Raw genomic sequence first — 24,292 nt, 5'->3', positions numbered from 1 at the left:
AAGATTTGCCTACTCTTCCCCTTCCTCGTCTTCAGTTTCGTCTTCGGGGGGAGGCGTTTTTTCCTTTACAGGCTTGGGAGCTTTCTTTTTTACAGCAAAACGCCTCGGTTTTTTCTTATAGCTCATTACATAAAAAATAAAGCTTAAAATAAGACCGCAAATAATGGTTACACCTATCACTATGGGGGAAAGTAAAACATTTTTTATAACATAAAAAAAATCGGGCGAATTCATATTTCTTTTATCGGAAAAACTTATAAAAACTTTTAGAGGCTTCTCCTTTTGCTGCTTGTCAAAATGGGGGATTCTTAACCTTATCAATAAACCATTGCCCTTATTTTCTTTTTGTTTTTAAGGGAATGTTTAAATATTTGTGGGAATTACTTTAATCTATAATAACAAATGTTTTTTCCTGAGCCTTCTTTTTTCAATTCACCGGCTGATACTAATTTTCTGAGCCCTCCCTCGATAGAACTTATACTCAGTGAAGGACAAAGTTCACGAATATCCTGCTTAGTAAATCGGCCAATCTTATTTAGAGCGGCACGTCTTACAGTTTCAAGAGCAGGAAGTTTTATTTCCACTAAAGCGAAGCGGTCTGCAAAATCTCTATAGGCCACAAGAACCGTTCCAAGCAAGTATTTGATAAAAGGAACCACATCTTCTTTGCCTTCATGCCAACCAATCTGAGCTCTACCAAGTGCGTCATAATATAAATCCTTGTTTTTTGCAATTTTTGCTTCCAAAGAGATATATTTTCCTACATAAAAGCCGTTTCTGTATAACAGAAGAGTTGTCAGCAGACGGCTCATTCTTCCGTTACCATCGTTAAAAGGATGTATGCAGAGAAAATCATGAATAAAAACAGGAATTGCTATTAAGGGCTCCACTTCCATATTTCCAATTACTCGGTTATATTCTTCACAAATTTTATCCAACGCCTCCGGTGTCTCAAAGGGAGCAAGCGGCGTAAATAATATTTCCGTATGATTATCCGAATATGCAGCACTGATATAGTTCTGTACACTTTTTATTCTGCCTGCCATCGGATTGTTCATATGACTATACAGAATCTTATGGAGCTGCAGAATATAGTTTTGGGAAATAGGAATCGCATCAAAACTTTCGTGGATTATATTTAATACATCACGGTAACCCGCAATTTCTTGCTCATCACGATTTTTAGGTGTTGTTTTCTCTTTCACCAACTGCTTGATACGGGTACTTGTTGTTACAATACCTTCAATTGCATTCGATGCCTCTGTACTTTGTATCTTTGCAATCTCGACCAGTTTCTCTAATTCTTCCGGACGCTGTTTCAAGTACATTTCCTGTTTTCCGGCTTCTTTATATATTGCAGCAATCAGACCCAGGGTACCGGAATCCCACTTTTGATTTTTGATTTTAGAATAATTAAATGGTCTCATTGTTTTGCCTCCGATATTTTCCCTTAAATTATAGCAGAAAATAAGGGGAAATTCAAGTCAATTTAGATATTCATTCTTGTAACTGCTATATTCTTCAACCGCCGGATAAAGGCTTCGTTATCTTAATCTTAATTCCATTCTTTCGGCCAAAAATCGAAACTTAGGAAAAAAGCTTTTATTTGGGAATTAAAAAGAAATTTTAAAAAAAGCTAAAAAAAACTTGACTTTTAATCAAAAGAGGCTTAGAATGTATACATGGAATTTAAAGATGCATTAAAACCCGATTCTGTAGATTTGAAGGATGTTATAACTCCTGAAACCATTAATCTGCACTTAAAAGGGACTACAAAAGAAGCTATTATTGATGAGTTACTTGATACGCTTGTAAAAGCCGGAAAAGTAAAGGATAGGGTTGCTACAAAGGCTTGTGTTTTAGATAGGGAACGCAAGATGTCTACAGGGATGAAGCATGGCATAGCCATACCTCATGGAAAGACGGACTCTGTAAGTGATCTCGTTGCCTGTATAGGCATTGCAGATAATCCGGTAGACTTTGATTCTTTGGATCAAGAACCGGCCAGAATATTTATTATGACTCTTTCCCCTCTGGATAAGACAGGCCCCCACTTGCAGTTCCTTGCACAGATAAGTTTATTATTCAAAAGTGCAGAAAAAAGAGAAGAACTTTTAAGGGCTGCAAACGAACAAGCCGTCATCAAGCTTTTAATGGAAAGTGACGAAGAGTAACAGGTTAAAAAGCTGTAAATAATGGTCTATGCCGGACTTGGCACAGACCGTTATTTTTTGCTCAACTTATTTTTACTCCATGAGCCGCTGTACCGGTTGACAAATTAGCGAATTTAACACATATTATTATCATGGCCCATAAAAAAGAAAGTTTTTTCCAAAAAATAATAGGTTTATTTATGTCCTCAGAGAGTCCCGAGGCCGTCAAAAGGCGTAAGTTGAAGGATATTGCAAAAACCATAGGAAAAACCAGATACAGCAAATGGTATAAATCGAGTTCTCAAGAGGTATTACCCCAAGCGGCACAATTTTTTTACAACATTTATAAGGTCGTAGGCCCGGCCCGGCCCCTCTTAGCAGGAGCTGCTTCTTCGAAGGTTTTAAAAAACGTTACTGTGGAAAACTCTTTTTCGGATAAACAAAAAAAACTTCTTGAAAATTTGTCCGAAGAATCAATAATAGAACAGTCAAAAAACACAAATACCGAAGTCCTCGCCGAAAAGGTAAAAAAGGAATTAAAAACCTTTATAGGAGAACTTGATTCCAATCAAATACAAAAAATAGATCTAAGTTACCAACATCTTGATGCCTTTATACAGTTTGTACTCTTTGACTATTATTTTTTACTTCGAAAATTCGATTCCAACTTTATTGAAAATAATTTCAACTATACCCCTAACTTTCAGGCAATAAGGGGAGAGTATATTTCCGAAGACTTAAAAGATTTTGCATCGGTTTTCTATCAACTAAGTATAGATACCGATTGGAATCTTATCTTCGATATAATAAAAACCTATAAAAACATTCAGCCGGTTCATGCAGGCCAATGGAAAAAGCTTTTAGGAACCCTAAACGACCTTCGCCGCTCACGGGCTCTCGAATATATTATCCAACATATTACCGAGGATATAATTTACACGGTTGAAACAACCCCCTTTACCGAAAAAGTAACGGATACCTATGTGTCACAAATTAAAACAAATACCCAAAACGTTATCAATAAGCTCATCGAAGAGCAAAGATCGTCAAAGGTTGCGGTTTTAATACACAAAATATTCGGGGAGCAAGTCATCTCCGGTATGAAAAACTACGTCATCGATGCAAATAAGCCTTTTACAAAAAGAGGCTTATCGGGATATATCTATGCCGAAGAAATGAGTTATCTAAAATCTTTTTTATTAGAATATGTAAAAACGGATATACGGGCTCTGTGCGACCTATTTTTAGTACGGGGAAATTGGGGAGGCTTTGCCGGCACTACAGCAGATTTTTCCAATAGTTTTCATGCAATAATGCAAGTAACTTCCAAAACGGTAGAGTTTGATGATAAACTTTCCGAGGTATCCGATATAGGCGTAAAGTTCCGAACCCTTCTTTCCAGAATGGAAAGAGAAAAGGAAGCAGGACGCCAGGCTGCAAAACTTTTAAATGATGTAAATGACACAGCCCTTAAGCTTATAAATATTTCGCTAAAGCACATCATAGTAATAGGAAACAACTTTAAGAATATAATAGCCGATTATGACAAACCCCGCCGTGAATTAATTCAAAACTGGAAAGAGATTGAACAAAATTCGGAAAGGCCTGTAAGGGAATGGCTTGTCGAAGCCTACAAAAAAATCTACGATTTTACCATGTTGATGCAGCTTTTTATAAAAAAAGAATAAAAAGCTTCTTCACAAAAATCTCAATCCTATCTTTAGTCTGTACTATCCTTAGCTTATATCATTGTAGTGGGCTGACCTGTAGCATCCAGAGCATCACGCCACAAAGAACTTTCAGGGTTGACATATTTCCTTTCCGAAACAACTTGTTCAATCGGCAGGTGCACAAATTTATTGTTTACAAGCCCGATAAGGGTGCGGGTCTTCCCTGCCATAGCAGCATGAACCGCATTGTTGCCTAAGCGTTCGCAATAAACCGAATCAATGGGCGCTGCAATTGAAGATCTAATCTGATAACTGGGATCAATGTACTTTAAGTTTATGTGCATACCAATCTTTTCAAAATACTCGGTTATTTCTTTTTTCAAAAACAAACCTATATCTGCAAGTTTTTTGTTTCCTGAGGCATCCGTTTCTTCTTCAATATTCATTAAATGCTGACCGGCGCCTTCGGCGGCAACAATTAGGGCATAACCGTTTTCAATAAGCTTTTTTTCCAAAAGCTTTAAAAAGCCGTTTTCGCCGCCCAATTCAAAGCGGACTTCAGGTATAAGAACAAAGTGAGCCTCATGGCAGGCAATGGCCGTATGGGTTGCGATAAATCCCGACTCCCTTCCCATAAGCTTTACCAAGCCTATACCGTTGATCTGCGAACTGGCCTCCATATTGGCAGCGGCAACAGATTCGGTAGCCTTTGCAATAGCCGTATCGAATCCGAAAGACTTTTGTATAAAAGAAAGGTCATTATCTATCGTTTTGGGAATACCTATTACCGAAATTTTTAATTTACGCCTTTCAATTTCTCTTGAAACCTCTAGGGCTCCTTTTTGCGTACCGTCACCGCCGATAAAAAATACCATATTGATATTCATCTGCTCAATTCCGTCTACTATTTCGGTTACCCTTGTACCTCCGCCTCGCGAAGTACCCAAGAAAGAGCCCCCCGTTTTATGTATTCCGTTTACTGTTTCAGGAGTCAATGGAATGGGAGAAAACCCATATTCGGAAATAAATCCCTTATATCCGAATTTTATACCGCTGATTCGGCGGACTCCGTATCTTGTCCACAGACAGCGTACTATAGCCCTTATAACATCATTTATACCGGGGCATAAACCTCCGCAGGTAGCAATTGCAGCATGTACATAGTTAGGGCTAAAATATATCTTTTGGCGAGGGCCGGCCTTTTCGATAAGGTCGGCATGGGTTAGAGGCTCTCCGGTTTCACCCAAGGAGGCATCCAAATTATACCTTATAAATTCGTTATCGGTAACATAGTTTGCAATCAGATCTCCGTGTGTCTCCGACAGCATAATAGGAGACTGTATTTTACATTCTCCCAATGTAGAAATGGAAAAGTCCGTTTTTTTCATAATAACCTCCTAACTCCCGTTCAATGAATTATTTAATTTTTCTCTTCAAAAGATAAATCGTTTCTTGCGTCAATTTATCGCCTTCTTTTATATCCATTCTTTTAAACATACCTTGAGGAACTTCAAGAGCATAGCGTACGGAATAAGTACTTTCAATTGTTTCCAGACTATAAGGTGTCATATCGCATATTTCTTTAATTATACCGGAGCTGTCTATAAAAGCAATTGAAAGGGGATGGGGCGTATTCTTCATCCAAAATCTTAACTTAGTATCTTCTTTATACAAAAAAATCATTCCCGTGCCTTCAGGGATAAGTTTCCGCTCCATAAAGCCTCTTTGCTGCTGGGCAGGAGTGATTGCAAGTTCCACATTTATTTTTTCGATATTCTTTTTAACGGATTCTTCGGTTTTTGCTTCTTCATTTGTTTCATCCGTTTCTTCATTTGAGATTTTTTCTATAAAGATATCTTCCGTTTCCATTTTATTTTGAGAAGAACACGAAGCAAAAAAACAAAGCATTAAAAATACTATTAGAACCTTTTTAAAAATCATTTATAAATTCCTCTCGCAAAATATCACTGTAGGCCTTATCGGTTTGACTTTTTTCTAAAAGCTCATTAAATACCTTTAAATCAATATACTTTATTGCCAGAGGGCGCTCTAAAATCATTGACACGGTTTCGTTTTTCCAAATAGCCCTTTTGGGATCTATACTTAAAGGCTCACCGTATTTTGAAGTCAGCGCAGAATACATCGAATAATAATCTATCTTGTCGGTATCCATCTGGATAATAATAATATATAGATTGTCCTCATAAAATTGAAACCAAGCTCTTTTTATATTGCTTGAGCCCTTTGTTTCAATAAGGCTGCGGTTTTTCCCCGGTAAAAGCGAAATATCCCTTTCTCCTCGATATCCGAATATGGAATCTTTTAAAAGGGCTTCTTTAACAGCATCCATACTCATTCCAAGGCTTATTTCTCTATATCCGGCAGGAAGTTCAGCAAACTCAAGCTGCTCTTCTTTTTTTTCGGTTTCAGTTTTTTTAAGAATTTCTTTAGCGGACTCTGTATCTTCGGAAAAAGCAAAGCCTATCAAAATAAAGACTATACAAAAAAACAATTTTTTCATAATGCGTTTCCGTTCTACCAATATCCGCCGTTCTTTGCACGTGCATTTATACGGGATTTTTCAATTTCCTGCATCTTTTTAAAGTAGGCAGCCTGTTTTGAAAGCTCCAACTCATCCGTTATGGAAATTTTAGATCCGTCACATCTTACTATCGGTTGTTTTAAAAATTTTGTAACGGCTTCGGCTACTTCTTCTTTAGGTATACCGCACATATTTGCCAACTCGACGGGGCCGAAATTAAAGGTATGGTACTTGCCCTTTACAGGTTTAATTCTGGATTTTTCAAGTTGAATAGCAAGCATATCATACATTTTTTCGACATGGTCTTTGATAAGGGTATTGGCAAGCTGCTTGTACATTGCCCAAATTCTATCTGCAAAGGTAGTTGTAAGGCGGGCAATCAGCTGGGGCTGAGTTGAAACCATTTGATTAAAGTTTTGGCGGTTTACGGCTAAAAGCTGACATCCTTCTTCGGTAACAATAGCACTTGCAGATCGGGGTTTATTTTCCAAAAGGGCCATTTCACCGAACATATCGCCTTCTTTTAAGACAGCCAATAGAACTTCATTATTATCAAGAATCTTTGTTATTTTTACATGGCCTTTTTGAATAATATACAATTCCGTTCCGGATTGACACTCACAGAAAATCATATGCTCTTTATCATAGAGCCTTATCATTTGGTTTGTAGGAGGTTCAAGAACTTCCATAGGGATTTTTACCCCCATAGCCTTGATAGCCATAACCCTTTTTTGAGCTGCATCAGCAAATTCACCCTTGGGCTGAGCTTTTAAATAATGATAATATGCATAAAGAGCCAAATCAAATTTGGACATCCTCAAATAATATTCACCGATTGTAAAAAGATGGGAAATTCCGGTTACGGCATTCCGTTTTAGAGTAATGCGGGTTAGGGCCTCATCCAAATAGCGCATCTTTTTTGAAAAAGAATAAATTATCTTCATTGCAACAGAGGTGTTTTTTTCTATTAAGTGGGGGAACTGGCCGTATGGAACGGAAATTAAAAGCGCATCGGTCAAAGCAATAGCAGTTTCGATTTGAGTATGTCCGGACATACAAGAAACAACACCTAAAAAGTCTCCCGGCCCTAGAACATTGCCGCCTTCTTCAGCAACTACCTCATCTTCCTTTGCGACTTGCACCTTTCCGCTTTGTATAATATAAAAATGATCGGTATCCGACTTTCCTTCTATGAGAATATATGAGCCTTTTCTAAAATTCAAAAATGACAGCTGTAACAAGTTTTAACCTCTCATACCTTTATGCATTGATAAATAGAAACATTGCACATTTACAGTATATTTTGAAAAAGTCGAATTGTCAACCTACTTACCTAAAATACTTATATAATTATTTCTCCGATTGTATTTTTACACTTTTTTTGATAGAATAGGTAAATGAGTACCTTTAAAAAAATTACCGATTTTATTGAATCCAAAACAGACGATATTGTAGGATTGGAAAGGCTTTTAACTTCCATTCCTGCCATGGCTCCGGAATCCGATGGAGACGGAGAATTAAAAAAATGTGAAGCCCTGGAAAAATACTTAAAAGAAGCGGGTTTTAGCAATTTTGAACGCTTAGATGCCCCTGATGAGCGGGTTTCTTCAAAAATACGCCCTAATCTGATTGTTACCATTCCCGGAAAAAACGATAAGGAAAGGCTCTGGATTATGAGCCATCTGGATGTCGTTCCACCCGGAGACCTGTCTAAGTGGGAAAGCGATCCTTGGACTGTAATCGAAAAGGACGGAAAACTCATAGGCCGCGGAGTTGAAGACAACCAACAGGGCCTTGTTTCTTCGGTTTTTGCAGCCTTGGCTTTTATCAAATTGGGAATCACCCCCGAACACACTATTAAGCTTTTGTTTGTTGCCGATGAAGAAGTCGGCTCCCAATACGGTATAATTTACCTCCTCAATAAGCACAATCTTTTTACCAAAGACGATTTGATTCTTGTACCGGATGGCGGCGACCCTAAGGGAGAAACAATAGAGATAGCCGAAAAAACCAGCCTTTGGCTAAAAGTTATTACGAAGGGTGTCCAAACCCATGCTTCAATGCCGAACACGGGCAAAAATGCCTTTGTTGCAGCATGCGACCTTGCCCTCCGCTTAAACGATCTGGAAAATCATTTTAACAAAAAAGACGATTTATTTTCGCCTAATTATTCAACATTTCAGCCGACTAAAAAAGAAGCCAATGTACCGAATGTAAACACAATTCCGGGAGACGATGTTTTTTATGTAGACTGCCGAATTCTTCCTTCTTACGATGTAAACGAAGTCCTAAAAGAAATGCAGAAGAGAGCTTCAGAGGTTGAAAAAAAGTACGGAGTGGGTATCAAGTTTGAATATGATGAGCCTGAGGCTTCCCCTGCAACACCTAAGGATGCGAAGATTGTAAGCCTTCTTTCATCTGCCATAAAAAAGGTAAAAGGAATTGAAACCTCTACGATAGGAATAGGAGGCGGAACAGTCGCTGCCTGTCTTAGAGCTAAAGGATTTAATGCCGTTGTTTGGAGCTCTCTTGATGACAGCTGCCACCAACCCAACGAATATGCTTTTATAAAGAATATCATAAGCGATGCAAAGGTTATGGCAGCCATGATGTTCGGTGTCAAAAATATTTAAAACCCAAACACTTAAAATATGAGCGAAAAAAATTGGAGGGAATTTTCGGCCGCTGAAACAGCAGATTTTGAACAGCCCGTCTTAATTTCCTCCGCTTTTCAAAAATTGATACAGGAAGCAGAGCCCGAAGACTCAAAGGCCCTCCGCCTCCAAGTTGAGCCTTCAGACTGCGAAAAAACAGCATGTTCTTACGAAACTGCCGACCCCCTCGGCGAGCATAAATACTGCATCACCCCCTATCTTGTTCATCAATACGAAAACAGGGTACTTCTTATAACGACAGGAAAATGCCTTTCATATTGCCGTTATTGCTTTAGACGGGGCCTTACCGCCCGATCTCAAAGCTATATTGGAGGCGGAGAATTAAAGGCAGTTACGGACTACATCAAAAAGATGCCTCAGGTTACGGAAATCCTTGTTTCAGGGGGTGACCCTTTAAGCGGAGGTTTTGAAAAGCTTGAAACCGTGTTAAAAAAACTAAGAACCGTAAAAGATGACCTTTTGATAAGACTGTGTACGAGGGCTCCTATTTTTGCACCCGAACTTTTTACTGAAGAACTTTTGAACCTGCTAAAAAAAACAAAACCCCTATGGCTCATTCCTCATATAAACCATCCTGCAGAGCTTGAAAAAGAGCAAGCTAAGGCTTTAAATGCCTGCATTGAAGCCGGCATACCCATTCAAAGTCAAACAGTTCTTCTAAAAGGAGTAAACGATAATGAAAAAACTTTGATTAAGCTTTTTCATAAGCTTACCTGCATGGGCATAAAACCGGGCTATCTTTTTCAGCTGGATCCTGCAGCCGGAACCTCCCATTTCCGTGTTCCTCTAAAAGATGCCTTAGAGCTTTGGGAAAGAGTCGAACCGAAACTTTCAGGCCTATCCCGCCCTCAGTTTGCGGCGGACCTTCCGGAAGGGGGCGGTAAATTTCCCCTTTCGGCACTTATTTATTCCAAAAAAATAATAGAGCAAAAAGAGGATTTAAGTTTTAGTGCCCTTGGTATGGACGGCGTTATACATAAGTATACATATTGATGTATACAAAAATATACAGCATCTTACTAAAAATTATGATTTTTGATCTGAAGCGTCTATAAGTTTTAATAACTCCATTATTACCCTGTAAAAAATAAATAAACTTAGGCAAACTTATAAAAGCATCTTATAAATGTTAGAAAAAATAAATATATTTTAGCACGCTTTTTGCTTACTGACTTATGAGGTAATAAATTATGACGGAAAATCTGCTTTTACAATACATTAAGGATAGCAAAAAATATCCTCTTTTATCAGCCGAACAAGAAGCAGAATTAGCCGATGAGGTAAAAAAAGGCAATGCAGAGGCAGTAGAGACTCTTATTACATCAAATTTGAGGCTTGTAATAAAAATGGCTAAAAAGTTCAGCTCAAATGAAAACCAAATTTTGGAGCTCATTCAAGAAGGAAATATGGGACTTATGAAGGCGGCCTCTAAATTTTCAAAATCGTTTAAAGTTCGTTTTTCAAGCTATGCAGCTTGGTGGATAAAACAGTCTTTTATAAGATACTTAAATTCTTCCGACAAAGTTATAAAACTCCCTGTAAGAAAAGAAGCCTTAATGAGACAAGTACACAAAGAAGAAGAAAATTATAGAATAAAATACGGAATTTCACCTTCTTATAATCAGCTTGCAGAAATAATGAAAGAAAAAGTAGATATTATCGCTCAGATAAAATCCTTTAATTATACCGATATATGCAGTTTAGACGATCCGGTTGATAACGAAAGATCGGCAAACCTGTATGATTTTATTCCATGCAATACCTATAACCCGGAAGAAGAGTTTATAGATAATGAATTCAAAGAAAAATTAAATAAGTGTTTGGAAATACTGAATGACCGCGAAAAAGATGTTTTAAGAAACCGGTACGGTCTTGACGGTACTATGACTTCAACCACTTTTGCCGTCTTAGGAAAAAAATATTCAATCTCGGCTGAATCCATCCGCCAAACCCAACTGCGGGCTTTACGAAAACTAAGAGCCGATACAAATAAGATTAAAGCAATGGTCTCGGTATAGCTTTTCTTTCCAGCTGATTTTTTTTATCAAATATGATACAATGGGCTAGAGGTATAAACAATGAACATAGAACTTTTAGCTCCGGCAGGGAATACTGAGGCCCTTGATGCTGCCGTAAACGAAGGAGCCGATGCCGTATATTTAGGCTTAAAAACTTTTAATGCGCGTATGCGTTCCTCCAATTTTGCATGGAGCCAATTTGAGGCAGCCGTAGACAGCCTCCACAAGCGGAATAAAAAGGTCTATGTTACCGTTAATACGGTTTTAACCCAAGAAGAAACCGAAAAAATGTACCGCTTTTTAAAATATCTTGACTCCGTTTCTCCAGACGGCATCATCGTTCAAGATTTGGGCATAGTTCAAATGGCAAAAACACACTTTCCAAAATTAAAGCTTCACGCCTCAACCCAGATGAATATAGCCTCGGCCAAGGCTGCAAATGCTTTAAGCCGTTTCGGAATATCAAGGGTTGTTTTAGCAAGAGAACTTTCATTAAAAGAAATTGAAGCGGTCAACTTAAATACCTCCTGCGAGCTTGAAGTTTTTGTGCACGGAGCCCTCTGCGTCTGCCAATCGGGGCTATGTATGTTTTCTTCATACCTCGGAGGAAAATCGGCGAACCGCGGAATGTGTGCCCAAGCCTGCCGAAGACTGTACACAGCCCACACACCGCAGGGCGACAAAGACGGCTATTATTTTTCTCCCCATGACTTGCAGCTCATCGATTATGTTCCCGACCTTATAAAAGCGGGAGTTTCTTCCTTTAAAATTGAAGGAAGAATGAAGAGTGCAGAATATGTAGGGACAGTAGTTTCAGCCTACCGCCATGTAATCGACAATTGGGAAAAGAATAAAAAGGAAGCCGTCGAAACAGGCCGCCGCATCCTAGCCGGAGACTTTGCCCGAAAAAAGACGAGCTTTTTATTTGTTTCGTCAAAGGCTGAGGAAATATTAAACCCGAATCAGGCGGGAGGCACGGGTATTTTTTTAGGAACGATAGACAAAACCGCCCAATTTAAGATTAAAGAAGTTGAAGGAAAAACAAAAGAAGAGCCCATGCGCAAGGTTCACTATGTGCTTTTAAAGGGCGGCTCCTATACTCCCGATTTTGGGGATTCGATTCGCCTCCATACAAAGGATGACCGAGGCAGGGAAAGCTGGAAGATTCAAGATATAAGGATTGAAAAAGCCTCTTCACAAAAAGCAGGTTCGGCCGATGAAGCATGGATTCAGGTCCCTGCCGATTTCGGAATAGGCGACAGCGTTTACCTTTTGCAGACTAAAAGCATGAGTAAGCGTTATACTCCGGTGCTGCCCAAAACGTTGAGCTTTTTTAGAAAAAGGCCCGGAGACGAAAAACTTCCCGAACTTAAACTCTATCCCGAAGGGAATCCTGCCGGTAATGAGAATGTAAAGGCCGGGGCAAAAAACAAACAGGACGACAATCGGGCTAAAAAGATTTTAAGTAAATCCAATGTCGATATCTTCCCTGACGGCTTCTATGTCCAAGTATCTTCAGTAAACAGCCTGCACACCATTCTTTCCGACAAACCTGTGCGGGTCATTATAAACCTAAACGAAGATACAAAAGAAGCCTTAGCCGGTACGGCAAAAAACGGCAAACCTCTTCCCTTTTCAAAACGGGAAATTTTTATTTCCCTTGATCCTTTTATGGGGCAGGCCGAAAGCGATGAGCTTGAGCTTTATCTTATGAGCCTCATCGAAAAGGGCTATACTCAATTTGTAGTCAATAATCCTGCTCATATTACGATGCTGAAAAATAAAAATCTAAACCTTGTTGCAGGCCCCTATCTTTACAGCTTTAACCGCTGGGCAGTAAAATGGCTCCAAGAAAATAATATTTTAAAGTTTATATCCCCCATCGAAAACTCTCAAAAAAACCTTGAAGAGGTTTATGCCCCCGGTATGCGAAAACAGGTACTGATTCCGGTATTTGCCTATCCTGCCCTCTTTAGAATGAGATTTACGCTTCCAAAAACTTATGATTTCTTATATTTTTCCGATAAACAAGGAGAGGCCTTCAAGACTTTTTCAACACCGTCTGCTTCATTTGTGCTGCCGGAAAAACCTTTTTCAATAACAGACCGTATCGGGGCCCTCGAAAAGAAAGGTTTTGATAAATTCCTCCTTGATTTTTCTCACACGGAAATTGAACGCAGTGAGTACAGACACATTGTGAATTCATGCAGGAAAGGAATTTTTCTTGAAGATACTTCACGCTTCAACTGGAAAGAAGGCTTTTATGACCCTGTAAAAATTGAGGCGAGAAAACAAAAGTAATATTTTAGAAATTATTGATATTTTTAATAATTTGCAGTATAATGGATATATCTAATATTGTTATCTAAGGAGTTTTTTATGTCAAAAACAACAGACACCTCAGCTCAACTTTCTCATTCGGCAAAAACGAGGTTCTATTCTATAGGAAGTAGGCTTTTACTTTTTACCGTTATATTGCTTTTAGCCCAATATCTAATAATCGCATACAAGGATTGGCGAAGTCTTAAAAAATTCTCTGCAAATCAAATAAAGATGATGGCAGACATAAAACACTCAGCTTTAAACCATGAATTAAATACATATGAACTTATGGGTAAGATAATACTGAATAATATTTCTAAAGATGACGAAATAATACAAGCCTTTGCAGAAAGAGACAGGAAAACTCTTACCGAACTTACCTTACCCCTGTTTGATGAAATGAAAAAAAACTATAAAGCCAAACAATTCCATTTTCATATACCGCCTGCAATTTCATTTTTACGTGTTCACAACCCAAAGAAATTCGATGATGATCTTTCAGGGTTTAGAAAAACAATTTTACAGGCAAATTCCGAAAAAAAAGAAATATACGGGCTTGAAGTCGGAGTAAGCGACTTGGGCTTTAGAGTAGTAAAACCTCTTTTTGATCAAACCAACAAACACATAGGTTCCGTAGAATACGGGGGAGATGTTAATAACGATTTTATACAAAATTTTATTAATAACTGTTCCCGTGAAGTATTGGAAGGCGGTTTAAATCTAAGCATATGTGCCCGTACGTTAGACAACACTTATAAAATAATAGCTTCCAATTTTGAAAGCGATAATTCCGAAGACTCTGCTGCAATTATGGAAGAACTGGGAAACAAAGAGAACCTTATAAAAATTGACGGAACTAATGCAGCAGCTTATTATCCTATGTATGATTTTTCAGGGAATATAATAGGCTACTCAAAATTTTTATATTCGATTGAAATGATTCAAAAAAGTCAAGCAAGCTTCTTCTTAAAAACGGCAGCTGTTTTACTTTTTATATTTGTCCTATTTGTCTTGACAATCATAATATTTACAAAACTTTTTATCATACGACCTGTTAATAGAGTTATCGCAGCTCTTAAAAGTATATCGGAAGGAGACCTGAGGGTTGCTCTTCCTTCAACGGGTAATAATGAAATTGGAAAACTAATCGGTTATTTTTCCGACACAATTGCAAAAATAAGCCATATGATAAAAACGGTTTTAATGAATTCGCAAGAAATGAAGAATGTCGGTGAAGTACTTGCACAAAATATATCCGAAAGAGCAAGTGCCATACACCAAATTACTCAAAATATAGAATCGGTAAAAAACCAAACAGTCAATCAAAGCGCTAGTGTAACGGAAACGTCTGCAACAATCGAACAAGTTATAAGCAGACTTGGCGAATTGGACAGCGACATCGAGGTACAGGCATCAAGTATTGAGCAATCATCCGCAGCAGTTGAGCAAATGGTTGCAAATATTGCCTCGGTTACAAACAACCTTGAAAAAAACAATGCCCTTATTAAAACGGTATATGAGCAAACGAAAAACGGTAAAATCGGAGCAAGGTCGGCAAATGATGTTGTAGCTCAAATAGCATCGCTATCAGCATCTCTTATGGAAACGAGTGAGATTATTCAAAACATTGCAAGTCAGACGAATCTTTTAGCTATGAATGCCGCAATAGAGGCAGCTCATGCAGGTGAAAGCGGAAAAGGCTTTGCAGTTGTAGCCGATGAAATCAGAAAGCTATCGGAAGAGTCAAATATGCAGGGTAAGCAAATAGGCGAGGTTATGAAAAAATCTACTCAGATTATAGAAAAGCTCTCAGTCGTAGGAGCGGCCGCCGAAAAGTCCTTCATTACAGTATATGAATTAGTAAATCAAATTTCACAGCAAGAAGAGCTGATGGTAGCAGCTATGAAAGAACAAGAAAACGGAAGTAATGAAGTCTTACAGGCTATAAAAAATATAAATGAAATAACGGGTGAAGTAAAGACCAGAGCAGTAGAAATGCTGTCGGGTGGTATTAAGGTTTCAGAAGAAATGCAAAAGCTTGATGCTCTTACCAAAAATATTAACAACAGTATGAATGAAATGGCCGCCGCTTCTTCCGAGATAAATGACTCAAGTAAAGAAGTAAGCGATATTTCTCAAAAAAATAAAAACAGTATTGAGCAGCTGTCTATTGAAGTAAACAAGTTTAAAGTATAAGGTATTTTTACGTAAATACTATAATTAAACTTGAATAATCAAAGCACCGGTTTTTCTGTCATGGAAGAACCGGTTTATTTTTTCGTTTTCAATTTTTATAAGAGAGCCGTCTACATATTCTTTAAGCTTTGACCGAGAGCTTTTTTTTTCGGTTAAGAGTAAAAAACCTTTTTCGGAACAGGCATAACGGCCGATCTTTCCATCGCCAAGCTTTATTATTTCGGAGCTTATGCGTGCAAGAAAATCTTTTTTTTCCTTTTTAGACTCAGCCTGCTTTTCTTTTTTTTCTTCTCCTCTGCAATATATAAAAGAAAGGCTTGCCCTGGTCTTTTCGAGTTTTGCCGCTTCAGAAAGCTCAACAAGTTTTGGAGGGGTATCATCTGCATAAAAAGAAAAATGACACCACTTATCCGAGGCTATGGGATATTTTATATTTTTCTGTTCAGACATTTTTTTCCCGGGAATAGGACAGATTTCTGAATGTGGGCAGGGAGAAATGATTTTATATTTTTTTTCGATAAAGTTTTTACGCAAGGCAGAAACAAATTCGCCGGCAAGGGGAATGCCGGGCTCAATTATCAAGGCCGCCCCATTCTTTTGAAGATAATGTTGAATTGTTTTTGCAGCTCTTTCAGCTTCACCTTCAATCTTAATTGAAGAATCCCAAAATATTTCGTTAAACATATTTGCACTTACAAAAAGGTTTACCTTTTCTTTTAACGGAAGACCGAAGCTGCCGTTTAATTTTGTAAGTTTCCAATTCGATGTTTGTTCTATTCCGGCTTTTTGATTTGTAAAGGCAAAAAGAGAATTAAACAAAGCCTCTCCTGCCGCCAAAGCCTTCCCCGAAATATCGGCACAATACCAATGAAGTTTTTTTGAACGCAATTCAGGCTTGGCAATCCAAAAAGCACACATAAGAGTCATAGGCCCGCAGCCGAAGTCTGCAATTATGTCGCCGTCCTTTAAATCAAAATCAAGATTACCTATCAATTTTGAAATACGCACCAAGTTCCACCACATATAGTGGTAAATATAGGCTGTTAGTTTTACGGGATTATTTAGGTAATTTACTTTTCGTGAGCTTCTTTCATTTGTAAGCTCATGGAATAGGATGCGGATATCCTTTGGAACCGAAGCAGCTTGCTTTGAAGAAAGTTTTAGAGCATCCTTTATTATTAAATCAAAGGAATTTAAAAGAGCCTTTGTGTCCGCATCATTTTCTTTAAAAATATTTTTGCCGGTATTTTTTGTTTTTACAATCTTTACCGGAAACTCTTCCCGATTATTTTTCTTTTCAGACCTCTTTTCTTTGGTCAGGGGTTCATCAATTTCTTTCTTTTTTTGATGATGAATTTTTGCCTCATTCTTCTTTACAAACTTTTCGTAAAATGGTTTATTTTGTTCAGTCATTTTTTTCTTCCCGTATAATTCCATAAATATCTAAAAGCTGATCCCTAAGCTCGGATATTTTAGCCGTAAGGGAGCCTTGGGCTGCACTTTGGTTTATTATTTCGGCAGCAGCTCCTTCAACCGTGTACTTTTTTTTATTTATTAAATAATCCAGCCGATAGATGATTCCCAAATCATGGGAGCTGTAGATACGTCTTCCGCCCAAATCTTTTTTAGGCTGCAAGATGGGAATATTGTCTTCCCAATATCTTAAAGTATGAGATTTTATCCCTGTAATTTTTTCAACTTCACCTATCGAAAAACCTTTCATTCCTAAAGCCTTTCTTCCCAGCGTTTTCGGCTTCCCTTAACTTTAAGCAAGATAGGAATCATTTCAAAACCCAAATCGCTTCTGATTTTATTTTGAATATATCTCATATAAGATTCGGTTACATAATCGGGCCTGTTTGAAAATAACAAAAATTCAGGCGGACGGGAACCTGTCTGCACAATGTATTTAAAGGTAAAGGCTGTTTGGCGGCCTTGCGGAGGGGGAGCAGCCTGAAGCCAATCTTTTAAGGCAATGTTTAGAGCCGATGTTTCTATTTTTTTATTTAGCTGCTCGAACATTTTGACGGCCGTGTTTAAAAGCTCTTTAATTCCCGTTCCTTCATTTGCCGAAATAGCAAGTACGGGAGCATAATCCATTTTGCCGAACATAACTTTTATGCGCTCTTCTTCATCCTTAAAAGCTTTTTTTGTTTGCTCCATCAAATCCCATTTATTTAAAACAAAGATAACGCCGAGGCTGCGGTTGGTAGCCTGCACTATAATTTTTTTATCCTGTTCTGTTAAGCCTTCTTGAACATCTATCAAATGAAAAACTATATCGGCATTATCCATGCTTTTAATTGCACGCACTACGGAATAATATTCTATATCTTCATTGACCTTTGCCTTGCGCCTTATTCCCGCAGTATCCTGAATAAAAAAATTTTTATTTTTATAAGAAAATTCGCCCTCAACAATATCGCGGGTAGTTCCTGCAACATTTGAAATTATCGAAGCGGAAGAACCTGTAAGATAATTTGCCAAGGTTGACTTTCCCGTATTGGGTTTACCGACAATCGTAATTCTTATTGTATCATCTTCTTCAAATTCTTCTACCTTGCTAAAATCAAGACCGGCTGTCAACTCTTCAGCCAGATCCGAAATATTATCGCCATGCTCGGCACTTATGCAGGTCAAGGATTTAAAGCCGTAAGAATAATAGTTGCAAGCCTCCGCCATGAGTCTTCCGCCCTCGGTCTTATTGACGGCAACAACCAGCTTATTAAAATATGGCCGCAAAAATTGAATAAACTCTTCGTCTTCCGCAGTTGCAAGACCTGCATCGAGAAGAAGCAAAATCCTGTCGGCTTTTTTTAAGGTGGAAATAGTTTTTTCCATGACAAGTTCATCTATCGTATCTTCAAACGCATCACCGCTCCTTGTAAGTTTAAAGCCGCCCGTATCGACAAGCATAACAGGAAGGCCGTTTATAATCGCCTGTGCTTCAACAGGATCGCGGGTTACGCCGGGAGTCGGATCGGTGATGGAACGGCGTTTTCTTAAAAAGCGGTTAAACAATGTAGACTTGCCGACATTGGGACGGCCTACAATGGCTATCAAAGGAATGTTTTTATATTTTTTTTGATGAGAAAATTCCGAGCTATCCGGACTTATATTTTCTTCATCAATAATTTCATCTTTATTTTTCGGCATAATATTTCTCCAATGTTTTTTGTACCTCTGCTTTTATTTGAGATGCAGAATTTAAATTTTTAATTTTTTCATATAAGACTTCCGCATCCTTGACATTTACGGACTGCATAAACTTTTGCATTTTTAAAATTTTCCCGGCAGGCATACTGAAATGTCTCAAGCCCATTCCCAAAAGTAAAAAAGCGGCATCTTCATGCGAGGCCATTTCTCCACACATAGAAACCAAATGTCCTACCTGTTCTTTTATAAACCTTTGTGCATCGATAACATTTTTGATAAGCCGCAAAACAGCCGGTTCAAAATAATTTGCAAGATAAGCAACCTTTGTGTTTTCCCTGTCTGCCGCCATCGTGTATTGAATAAGATCATTTGTTCCGATAGAAAAGAAATCCAAGTGCGGAGCATAGAGATCGGCAGCTACAGCCGTGGAGGGAACTTCAACCATAATTCCGACATTAACCTTTTCAATTATTTTTTTCCCGGCAGCATTACATTCAAGTTTACATTCTTCGATTATTTTTTTAACTTCGATAATTTCTTCAATGTTTGAAATCATCGGAATCAAAAGAAAAACGTTTCCGAATACTCCGGCCCGCAGGATAGCCTTTATTTGAGTTTTAAATACTTCTTTTCTTTCTATGCAATAGCGGACAGCCCGCCAGCCGAGAAGGGGATTTTTTTCACGCAAGGTTTCCTGTTCATCAATCATCTTATCGGCACCCACATCGAAGGTTCGAATAATTACGGGCTTTTTGCCCATAGCTTCAACAACTTTTTTATAGGCTTCAAACTGAGTATCTTCATCGGGAATTTTACCGTCCTCTAAAAATAAAAACTCGGAGCGAAAAAGACCTATGCCGTTTGATATGGTAACGAATTTATTTTCAATTTCTTCGGGGAAGGCAATATTCGCATTTACCGAAACCTTAACTCCATCCTTTGTTGTGATTGAAAGACGCTCAGTATAATTTTTTTGAGCTTCTAAGAGTTCCTTAATTTCAGCATTTCTTTTTTCAATACGGCTCTCATATTCTTTTATAAGAGTCTTGGAAGGGTTAAATAAAACAAAGCCCCCGTCCGCATCGAGAGCCGCTGGCATATTGGTTCGGGCAAAATCCATACAGTTTTTTACACCTACGAGCATGGGAATATCCCAAGCACGGGCCATAATCGAAATATGGCTGGTAACGCCGCCCTCTTCCATAATTATACCGCTCACTCCCGCATTTTTTACCAAGAGAGCCTCGGAGGGTTTTATCAGCTTGGCTGCAATAATCGCACCCTTTGGAACCTTTGTAAATCGGGAATCCCTTGCTCCCTGCTTAAGGAGATGAACAAAAACGGATTCAAAAGCATCCTGAATATCTACAGCTCTGGCACTAAGGTATTCATCTCCGGCTGTTTGTAACATTGCAACGGTTTCGTCCAATTTTCTTTTTAAAACAAACTCGGCATTCATCCTTGTTTTTTCGATATCGGCAAAAACGGAATCCAAAAAGGCCGTATCCGACAGCATAAGAATGTGGGTTGATATAATATCTTCACCGGTTTTGTCATTTTCGTTTTTTTCTACATCAGATGATGAAGAAATTAATTCAGAAAGTCCGTTTTTTGCCTTTTCCACGGCACCGGTCAATCTCGATTTTTGCAAATCAATTTCATTTTCAGATATGGAATAAGAAGGAATCACCGTTTCAGGCTGTTCCATTATACAATACAGCGGTCCGGCGGCTAAACCGTCGGAGGCTATGAGTCCGTTAAGTTTTTTCATACTGTCTTTATTATAGTAGAAAACGAGGGGATTGGCAACTTGTTAGGGGAGGAAAGACACTTTTTCGGATAAAAGTTTCTTTCCTCCCCTATAACCCCTCCTATCTTCAAAAGAACCGCTTAGGGCTCTGCCCTAAGAACCCAGTGTTTTTACAAAGGTTTTGATGGTTTTTTAGTTGAGATTTCAAACATAGGGATTGGGATATGTGTAAAGGTTCAAATAAAGAAGCCATTGCTATTATCTCAAGGCATCATTCTATTTATTTTTTTACATCATAGACCGATACATAATTTGTACAAGATATGCCCGACATATCACCCGTAGTTTTATCATATTTAAAAACGCTTTCTCATGAAGAACTTATCGCATTAATCCATTCTTTTGCAAATGCCCATGAAGATATTCGGTTTACCCTTGAAGAAAAAGCCGCCGTTCAAACGACAAAAAACAAAAACGAGGCTGCCGCAGACAAACAGCAAATACTGCAGACAGCGGCGAATGCTCTTGTTAATCGAAACAGCACGGCACAGGAAAAAATCAATTTGTATACATCTCTCTTTGTCGGCCGGCAGGATGTATTTACCCTGCGATGGTACAATGCAAAATCAAACAAAAGCGGTTATTCGCCGGTTTGCGAAAACAAATGGAAAACGGGAAAATGCGATATGAAAAAATATGCCTGTGCAGCCTGTCCTTTTAAACTTCACGTACCGCTTTCCGATCGGTATATTTTTAATCACCTAGCCGGAAAAGATAGCACCTGCCGCGATGTTGTCGGTTTATACCCGCTTATGGAAGGAGATGTATGCCGATTTCTAGCGCTTGACTTTGATTCACACACGGGAAGTTCCGATACATGGAAAAAAGATGCGGCCGCTGTATGTAAAACCTGTGCGGCATTTTCTATTCCCGTTTCGGTTGAAATATCACGTTCGGGGAAAGGGGCTCATCTTTGGATTTTTTTCAGTGAAAACATTAGCGCAAAACGGGCTCGCAATTTGGGAATGTTGATTTTACAGGCTGCGATGAATGAGCGGCATTCTCTGCCGTTTGAATCATTCGACCGAATGTTTCCTAATCAGGATTCAATACCGAAAGGCGGCTACGGCAATTTAATCGCTTTGCCGCTGCAAGGACAGGCAGTAAAAAATAAATATTCCGTTTTCGTAGATGAAGATTTTATTCCGTTCAATGATCAATGGGCCTATTTAAGTTCCGTCAAAAAATTATCGGCAAAAGATCTGGAAACATGCTGTATAGAAATCACAAAAGTCGTACATAACTTTTTGCCGAACGGATGTGATGACTGCGGAATCAATAAAATAGACGATATTGCCAAAGACAGAACAGCATATAAAATTTCCGGAATACTGTCGAACAATCCAATCAATCAGAACAAGCAATCAAACAATCCGGCATCGAAAAATGTACAACTTACACAAAAAGATTTTTCTTCGGCTGTGTACATTACGCTTTCAAATCAAATCGAAATTACAAAAACCGGAATCTCGGAGCGGGCTCTGGGTATTTTCCGACGGACGGCGGTTTTCTTAAATCCCGAATATTTTAAAAATCTTCACATGCGTCTTCCGCTGTATAATATCCCGCGCTATATCGATTGTTCCGGCGAAACCGAAAATGCTTTACTGCTGCCTCGCGGCAATATCGATCAGATTCAAAAATTATTAAACGATTGCAATTCTCACTATGAAATAACGGACGACAGGGAAGAGGGTATGCGCATTGAAGTCGATTTTAGTGCGGAACTGTATGCGGAACAAAAGGCGGCTTTGCAAGCTATGCTCAAATCGGATATCGGTATTTTATCTGCCGGAACGGGCTTTGGAAAAACGGTAACTGCCGCTGCTCTCATTGCGGAACGGAAAACGAATACGATCATTCTTGTGCAAACGCACACCCTTTTGGAACAATGGAAAAAGGCCGTCAAGCGATTTTTGAATTACGAAGCGGGAACGATCGCTACAGGAAAAGATATGTCTACGGGAATTATCGATATTGCAATTATTAAATCTCTTACGGAAAAAAATTCGGATGCGGTAAAACCGCGGCGGCATACATACGGTATGCTCATCGTCGACGAGTGCCATCATGTATCGGCCTTCGGAACGGAAAATCTTGTAAAGAGCTTCCGCTCAAAATATGTATACGGATTGACCGCAACACCTGTACGCCGTGACGGCCGGCAAAAGATTATCTTTATGCAGTGCGGGCAGATTCTTTATGCAACGACTACGAAGCAGATGAACCGCGTGCAAAACTTTGAGCATTATTTTATCCCGCGTTTTACGAATTTTCATATCACCGCAGAAAATGAAGAAAATTCAAAACAATCAATACAAAATTATTATTCCGAAATGATAAAAGCGGAATCATGGAATTTATTAATCGTTTCAGATGTACAAACCGCCGTCAAAGCAGGACGAACGCCGCTTGTTCTTTCCGATAGGATAGAACATTTAAAATTGCTAAAAGAAAATCTAAAAGATGCAGCTGCCAATGTCATCATGATTACAGGAAAAGGAACGCAAAAACAAAAAAAAGAACAGTTGGAAATACTCAACAAAGTTCCTGCCTCTGAATCGCTTATAGTGCTCGCGACAGGCAAGTATGCCGGAGAAGGCTTTGACAATCCGCGGCTTGATACGCTTATGCTTGCAATGCCGTTTAGCTGGAAGGGTACTCTTGCGCAATATTGCGGCCGCCTGCACAGAAATTTCGCAGGAAAAGAAGAAGTGTTAATTTTCGACTATGTCGATTTTCGTCTTCCGGTTTTCGATAGAATGTACCGGAATCGGCTTAAAGGGTATAAGCAGCTCGGCTATACGATAAAGCCGGTTTTCGATTCAGGTAAGAAAGAAGAAGTACCATCAAAGCTATATTCCGCCAACGACTACACAACCGATTTTATTCAAGACTGCATGGACGCAAAAAAATCGGCTATTCTTTATTCACCGTACCTTTCCAAAACGGAAGTGCAAAAATTTTTACCTCTCGTACCTAAAATTATTTCAAACGGGTGCAAAATTTTTATTATGACAAAACTGCATGAAGATGAAGGACGGCGAAAAAAGCAACAGCAGTATATTAATATGCTCGAAACGGCGGGAGCTGCAGTTTCGGCGAAAGAGAATATTACACAAAGGTTAGCTATTTTTGATGAAAAAATTTTATGGTACGGCAGTATCAACTTTCTCGGATATTCGGAAGAGGCAGATTGCAGTATCCGTATCTGCAATTCGGAAATCGCATCAGCTGTAGAAGCGGAAATTATAAAATGAGCCGACATATCCCGACTCAAGAATATCGGGGTTCTTGATTTATGCTCAACAGGTTTTACCCCATAGCTCCTACTATAGAAGAGCCTCCGATTTTTTTCCATACCTCCCGAATGCCGAAGTTTTCCGTTTTGGAAACTTTGCCGTTGCTATAAAGATAAAAAGCCGGAAATAAGTCTGAATTCACTAAAATCAGTTTTTCTTTGCCGCCTTTCAGATTCCAGTAACACATTTCCCAGTAGTAGACATCTCCTACGGCTTTAAAACTCAAGTAGCGGTTTTCCTCATCGTATACTTCAATAAGCGGATCGAGACCATCGCTGCGTTTTATTTCGTTCAATGTAGACAAAAATGCCGCATCGGGCAAGCGCATCAGCAGGTCTTTCAGTGTTCCTGCTTTTTCGGCAAAAACACCTGAAGTACCTACAGTCAAAATAGTAAGGGCCATAATTAATATAATTTTTCTTTTCATATCTCCTCCTATCTTCAAAAG

General features: G+C 38.7%; 19 protein-coding genes. 8 read left to right on the top strand and 11 right to left on the bottom strand.

The window, feature by feature from the left end; translation table 11 throughout:
* Positions 1-9: 9 nt before the first annotated feature.
* Both HO345_RS12655 and HO345_RS12650 read right to left on the bottom strand, forming a co-directional pair.
* Positions 10-321 (bottom strand): hypothetical protein, encoded by a 312-nt coding sequence (locus tag HO345_RS12655; RefSeq protein ID WP_253683215.1) that lies wholly within the window; start codon positions 319-321, stop codon positions 10-12.
* Positions 322-380: 59 nt separating this feature from the next.
* Entirely contained in the window at positions 381-1,427 is a 1,047-nt protein-coding gene (locus HO345_RS12650) for a Fic family protein (RefSeq protein ID WP_253683214.1), read from the bottom strand.
* A gap of 255 nt (positions 1,428-1,682) precedes the next feature.
* Between HO345_RS12650 and HO345_RS12645 the strand changes: the two genes are divergently transcribed.
* Both HO345_RS12645 and HO345_RS12640 read left to right on the top strand, forming a co-directional pair.
* Positions 1,683-2,174, top strand: coding sequence for a PTS sugar transporter subunit IIA (locus HO345_RS12645; RefSeq protein ID WP_010694333.1), 492 nt, complete (start codon positions 1,683-1,685; stop codon positions 2,172-2,174).
* A gap of 131 nt (positions 2,175-2,305) precedes the next feature.
* Positions 2,306-3,841, top strand: coding sequence for a DUF5312 family protein (locus HO345_RS12640; RefSeq protein ID WP_495574027.1), 1,536 nt, complete (start codon positions 2,306-2,308; stop codon positions 3,839-3,841).
* 53 nt (positions 3,842-3,894) lie between these two features.
* Here HO345_RS12640 and HO345_RS12635 read toward each other — a convergent pair whose 3' ends face one another.
* The 4 genes from HO345_RS12635 to HO345_RS12620 are packed head-to-tail and all read right to left on the bottom strand — an operon-like array spanning position 3,895 to position 7,606.
* Positions 3,895-5,211, bottom strand: a complete 1,317-nt coding sequence (locus HO345_RS12635) for an ATP-dependent 6-phosphofructokinase (RefSeq protein WP_253683212.1) — start codon at positions 5,209-5,211, stop codon at positions 3,895-3,897.
* Between the two features lie 28 nt (positions 5,212-5,239).
* Positions 5,240-5,764, bottom strand: a complete 525-nt coding sequence (locus tag HO345_RS12630; RefSeq protein ID WP_253683211.1) for a DUF192 domain-containing protein — start codon at positions 5,762-5,764, stop codon at positions 5,240-5,242.
* Positions 5,754-6,344, bottom strand: a complete 591-nt coding sequence (locus HO345_RS12625) for a hypothetical protein (protein ID WP_253683210.1) — start codon at positions 6,342-6,344, stop codon at positions 5,754-5,756. Before HO345_RS12625 ends, HO345_RS12630 begins: the two co-directional genes overlap by 11 nt.
* 14 nt (positions 6,345-6,358) lie before the next feature.
* Positions 6,359-7,606 carry a Crp/Fnr family transcriptional regulator gene (locus HO345_RS12620; protein ID WP_253683209.1) on the bottom strand — a complete coding sequence of 416 codons (1,248 nt, stop codon included), beginning with the start codon at positions 7,604-7,606 and terminating at the stop codon, positions 6,359-6,361.
* Positions 7,607-7,762: 156 nt separating this feature from the next.
* Between HO345_RS12620 and HO345_RS12615 the strand changes: the two genes are divergently transcribed.
* The 5 genes from HO345_RS12615 (at position 7,763) to HO345_RS12595 (ending at position 15,576) form a co-directional block, all read left to right on the top strand.
* Positions 7,763-8,998, top strand: coding sequence for a M20 family metallo-hydrolase (locus tag HO345_RS12615; protein WP_253683208.1), 1,236 nt, complete (start codon positions 7,763-7,765; stop codon positions 8,996-8,998).
* Between the two features lie 18 nt (positions 8,999-9,016).
* Complete coding sequence (locus tag HO345_RS12610; RefSeq protein WP_253683207.1) at positions 9,017-10,033, top strand: KamA family radical SAM protein; 1,017 nt, start codon at positions 9,017-9,019, stop codon at positions 10,031-10,033.
* A 197-nt stretch (positions 10,034-10,230) separates the two neighbouring features.
* Positions 10,231-11,058 (top strand): sigma-70 family RNA polymerase sigma factor, encoded by an 828-nt coding sequence (locus HO345_RS12605; RefSeq protein ID WP_253683206.1) that lies wholly within the window; start codon positions 10,231-10,233, stop codon positions 11,056-11,058.
* 60 nt (positions 11,059-11,118) lie between these two features.
* Positions 11,119-13,359 (top strand): peptidase U32 family protein, encoded by a 2,241-nt coding sequence (locus HO345_RS12600; protein ID WP_253683205.1) that lies wholly within the window; start codon positions 11,119-11,121, stop codon positions 13,357-13,359.
* Between the two features lie 78 nt (positions 13,360-13,437).
* Positions 13,438-15,576: a methyl-accepting chemotaxis protein gene (locus HO345_RS12595; RefSeq protein WP_253683204.1), complete on the top strand. Its 2,139-nt coding sequence runs from the start codon at positions 13,438-13,440 to the stop codon at positions 15,574-15,576.
* Positions 15,577-15,600: 24 nt separating this feature from the next.
* On the opposite strand, the gene HO345_RS12590 is transcribed toward HO345_RS12595, so the two are convergent.
* The 4 genes from HO345_RS12590 to ptsP are packed head-to-tail and all read right to left on the bottom strand — an operon-like array spanning position 15,601 to position 20,503.
* On the bottom strand, positions 15,601-16,989 hold the full coding sequence (locus HO345_RS12590; protein WP_253683203.1) for a small ribosomal subunit Rsm22 family protein: 1,389 nt from the start codon (positions 16,987-16,989) through the stop codon (positions 15,601-15,603).
* On the bottom strand, positions 16,982-17,299 hold the full coding sequence (locus tag HO345_RS12585; RefSeq protein WP_253683202.1) for a MerR family transcriptional regulator: 318 nt from the start codon (positions 17,297-17,299) through the stop codon (positions 16,982-16,984). The genes HO345_RS12590 and HO345_RS12585 overlap by 8 nt, the downstream gene beginning before the upstream one ends.
* Positions 17,300-17,301: 2 nt before the next feature.
* Positions 17,302-18,732, bottom strand: coding sequence for a ribosome biogenesis GTPase Der (gene der, locus HO345_RS12580; RefSeq protein WP_253683201.1), 1,431 nt, complete (start codon positions 18,730-18,732; stop codon positions 17,302-17,304).
* Positions 18,719-20,503 carry a phosphoenolpyruvate--protein phosphotransferase gene (gene ptsP, locus HO345_RS12575; protein ID WP_253683200.1) on the bottom strand — a complete coding sequence of 595 codons (1,785 nt, stop codon included), beginning with the start codon at positions 20,501-20,503 and terminating at the stop codon, positions 18,719-18,721. The genes der and ptsP overlap by 14 nt, the downstream gene beginning before the upstream one ends.
* Positions 20,504-20,805: 302 nt before the next feature.
* Here ptsP and HO345_RS12570 point away from each other — a divergent pair, with 302 nt between their 5' ends.
* Positions 20,806-23,802 carry a TOTE conflict system archaeo-eukaryotic primase domain-containing protein gene (locus HO345_RS12570; protein WP_253683199.1) on the top strand — a complete coding sequence of 999 codons (2,997 nt, stop codon included), beginning with the start codon at positions 20,806-20,808 and terminating at the stop codon, positions 23,800-23,802.
* A 55-nt stretch (positions 23,803-23,857) separates the two neighbouring features.
* On the opposite strand, the gene HO345_RS12565 is transcribed toward HO345_RS12570, so the two are convergent.
* Positions 23,858-24,271 carry a hypothetical protein gene (locus tag HO345_RS12565; RefSeq protein ID WP_010694312.1) on the bottom strand — a complete coding sequence of 138 codons (414 nt, stop codon included), beginning with the start codon at positions 24,269-24,271 and terminating at the stop codon, positions 23,858-23,860.
* Positions 24,272-24,292 lie beyond the last annotated feature (21 nt).

The sequence above is a fragment of the Treponema denticola genome (assembly GCF_024181645.1).
Classification (GTDB): Bacteria; Spirochaetota; Spirochaetia; order Treponematales; family Treponemataceae; genus Treponema_B; species Treponema_B denticola_A.
Note: the sequence above shows the minus strand (reverse complement) of the source record. Positions and strands in the feature narration are given on the sequence as shown.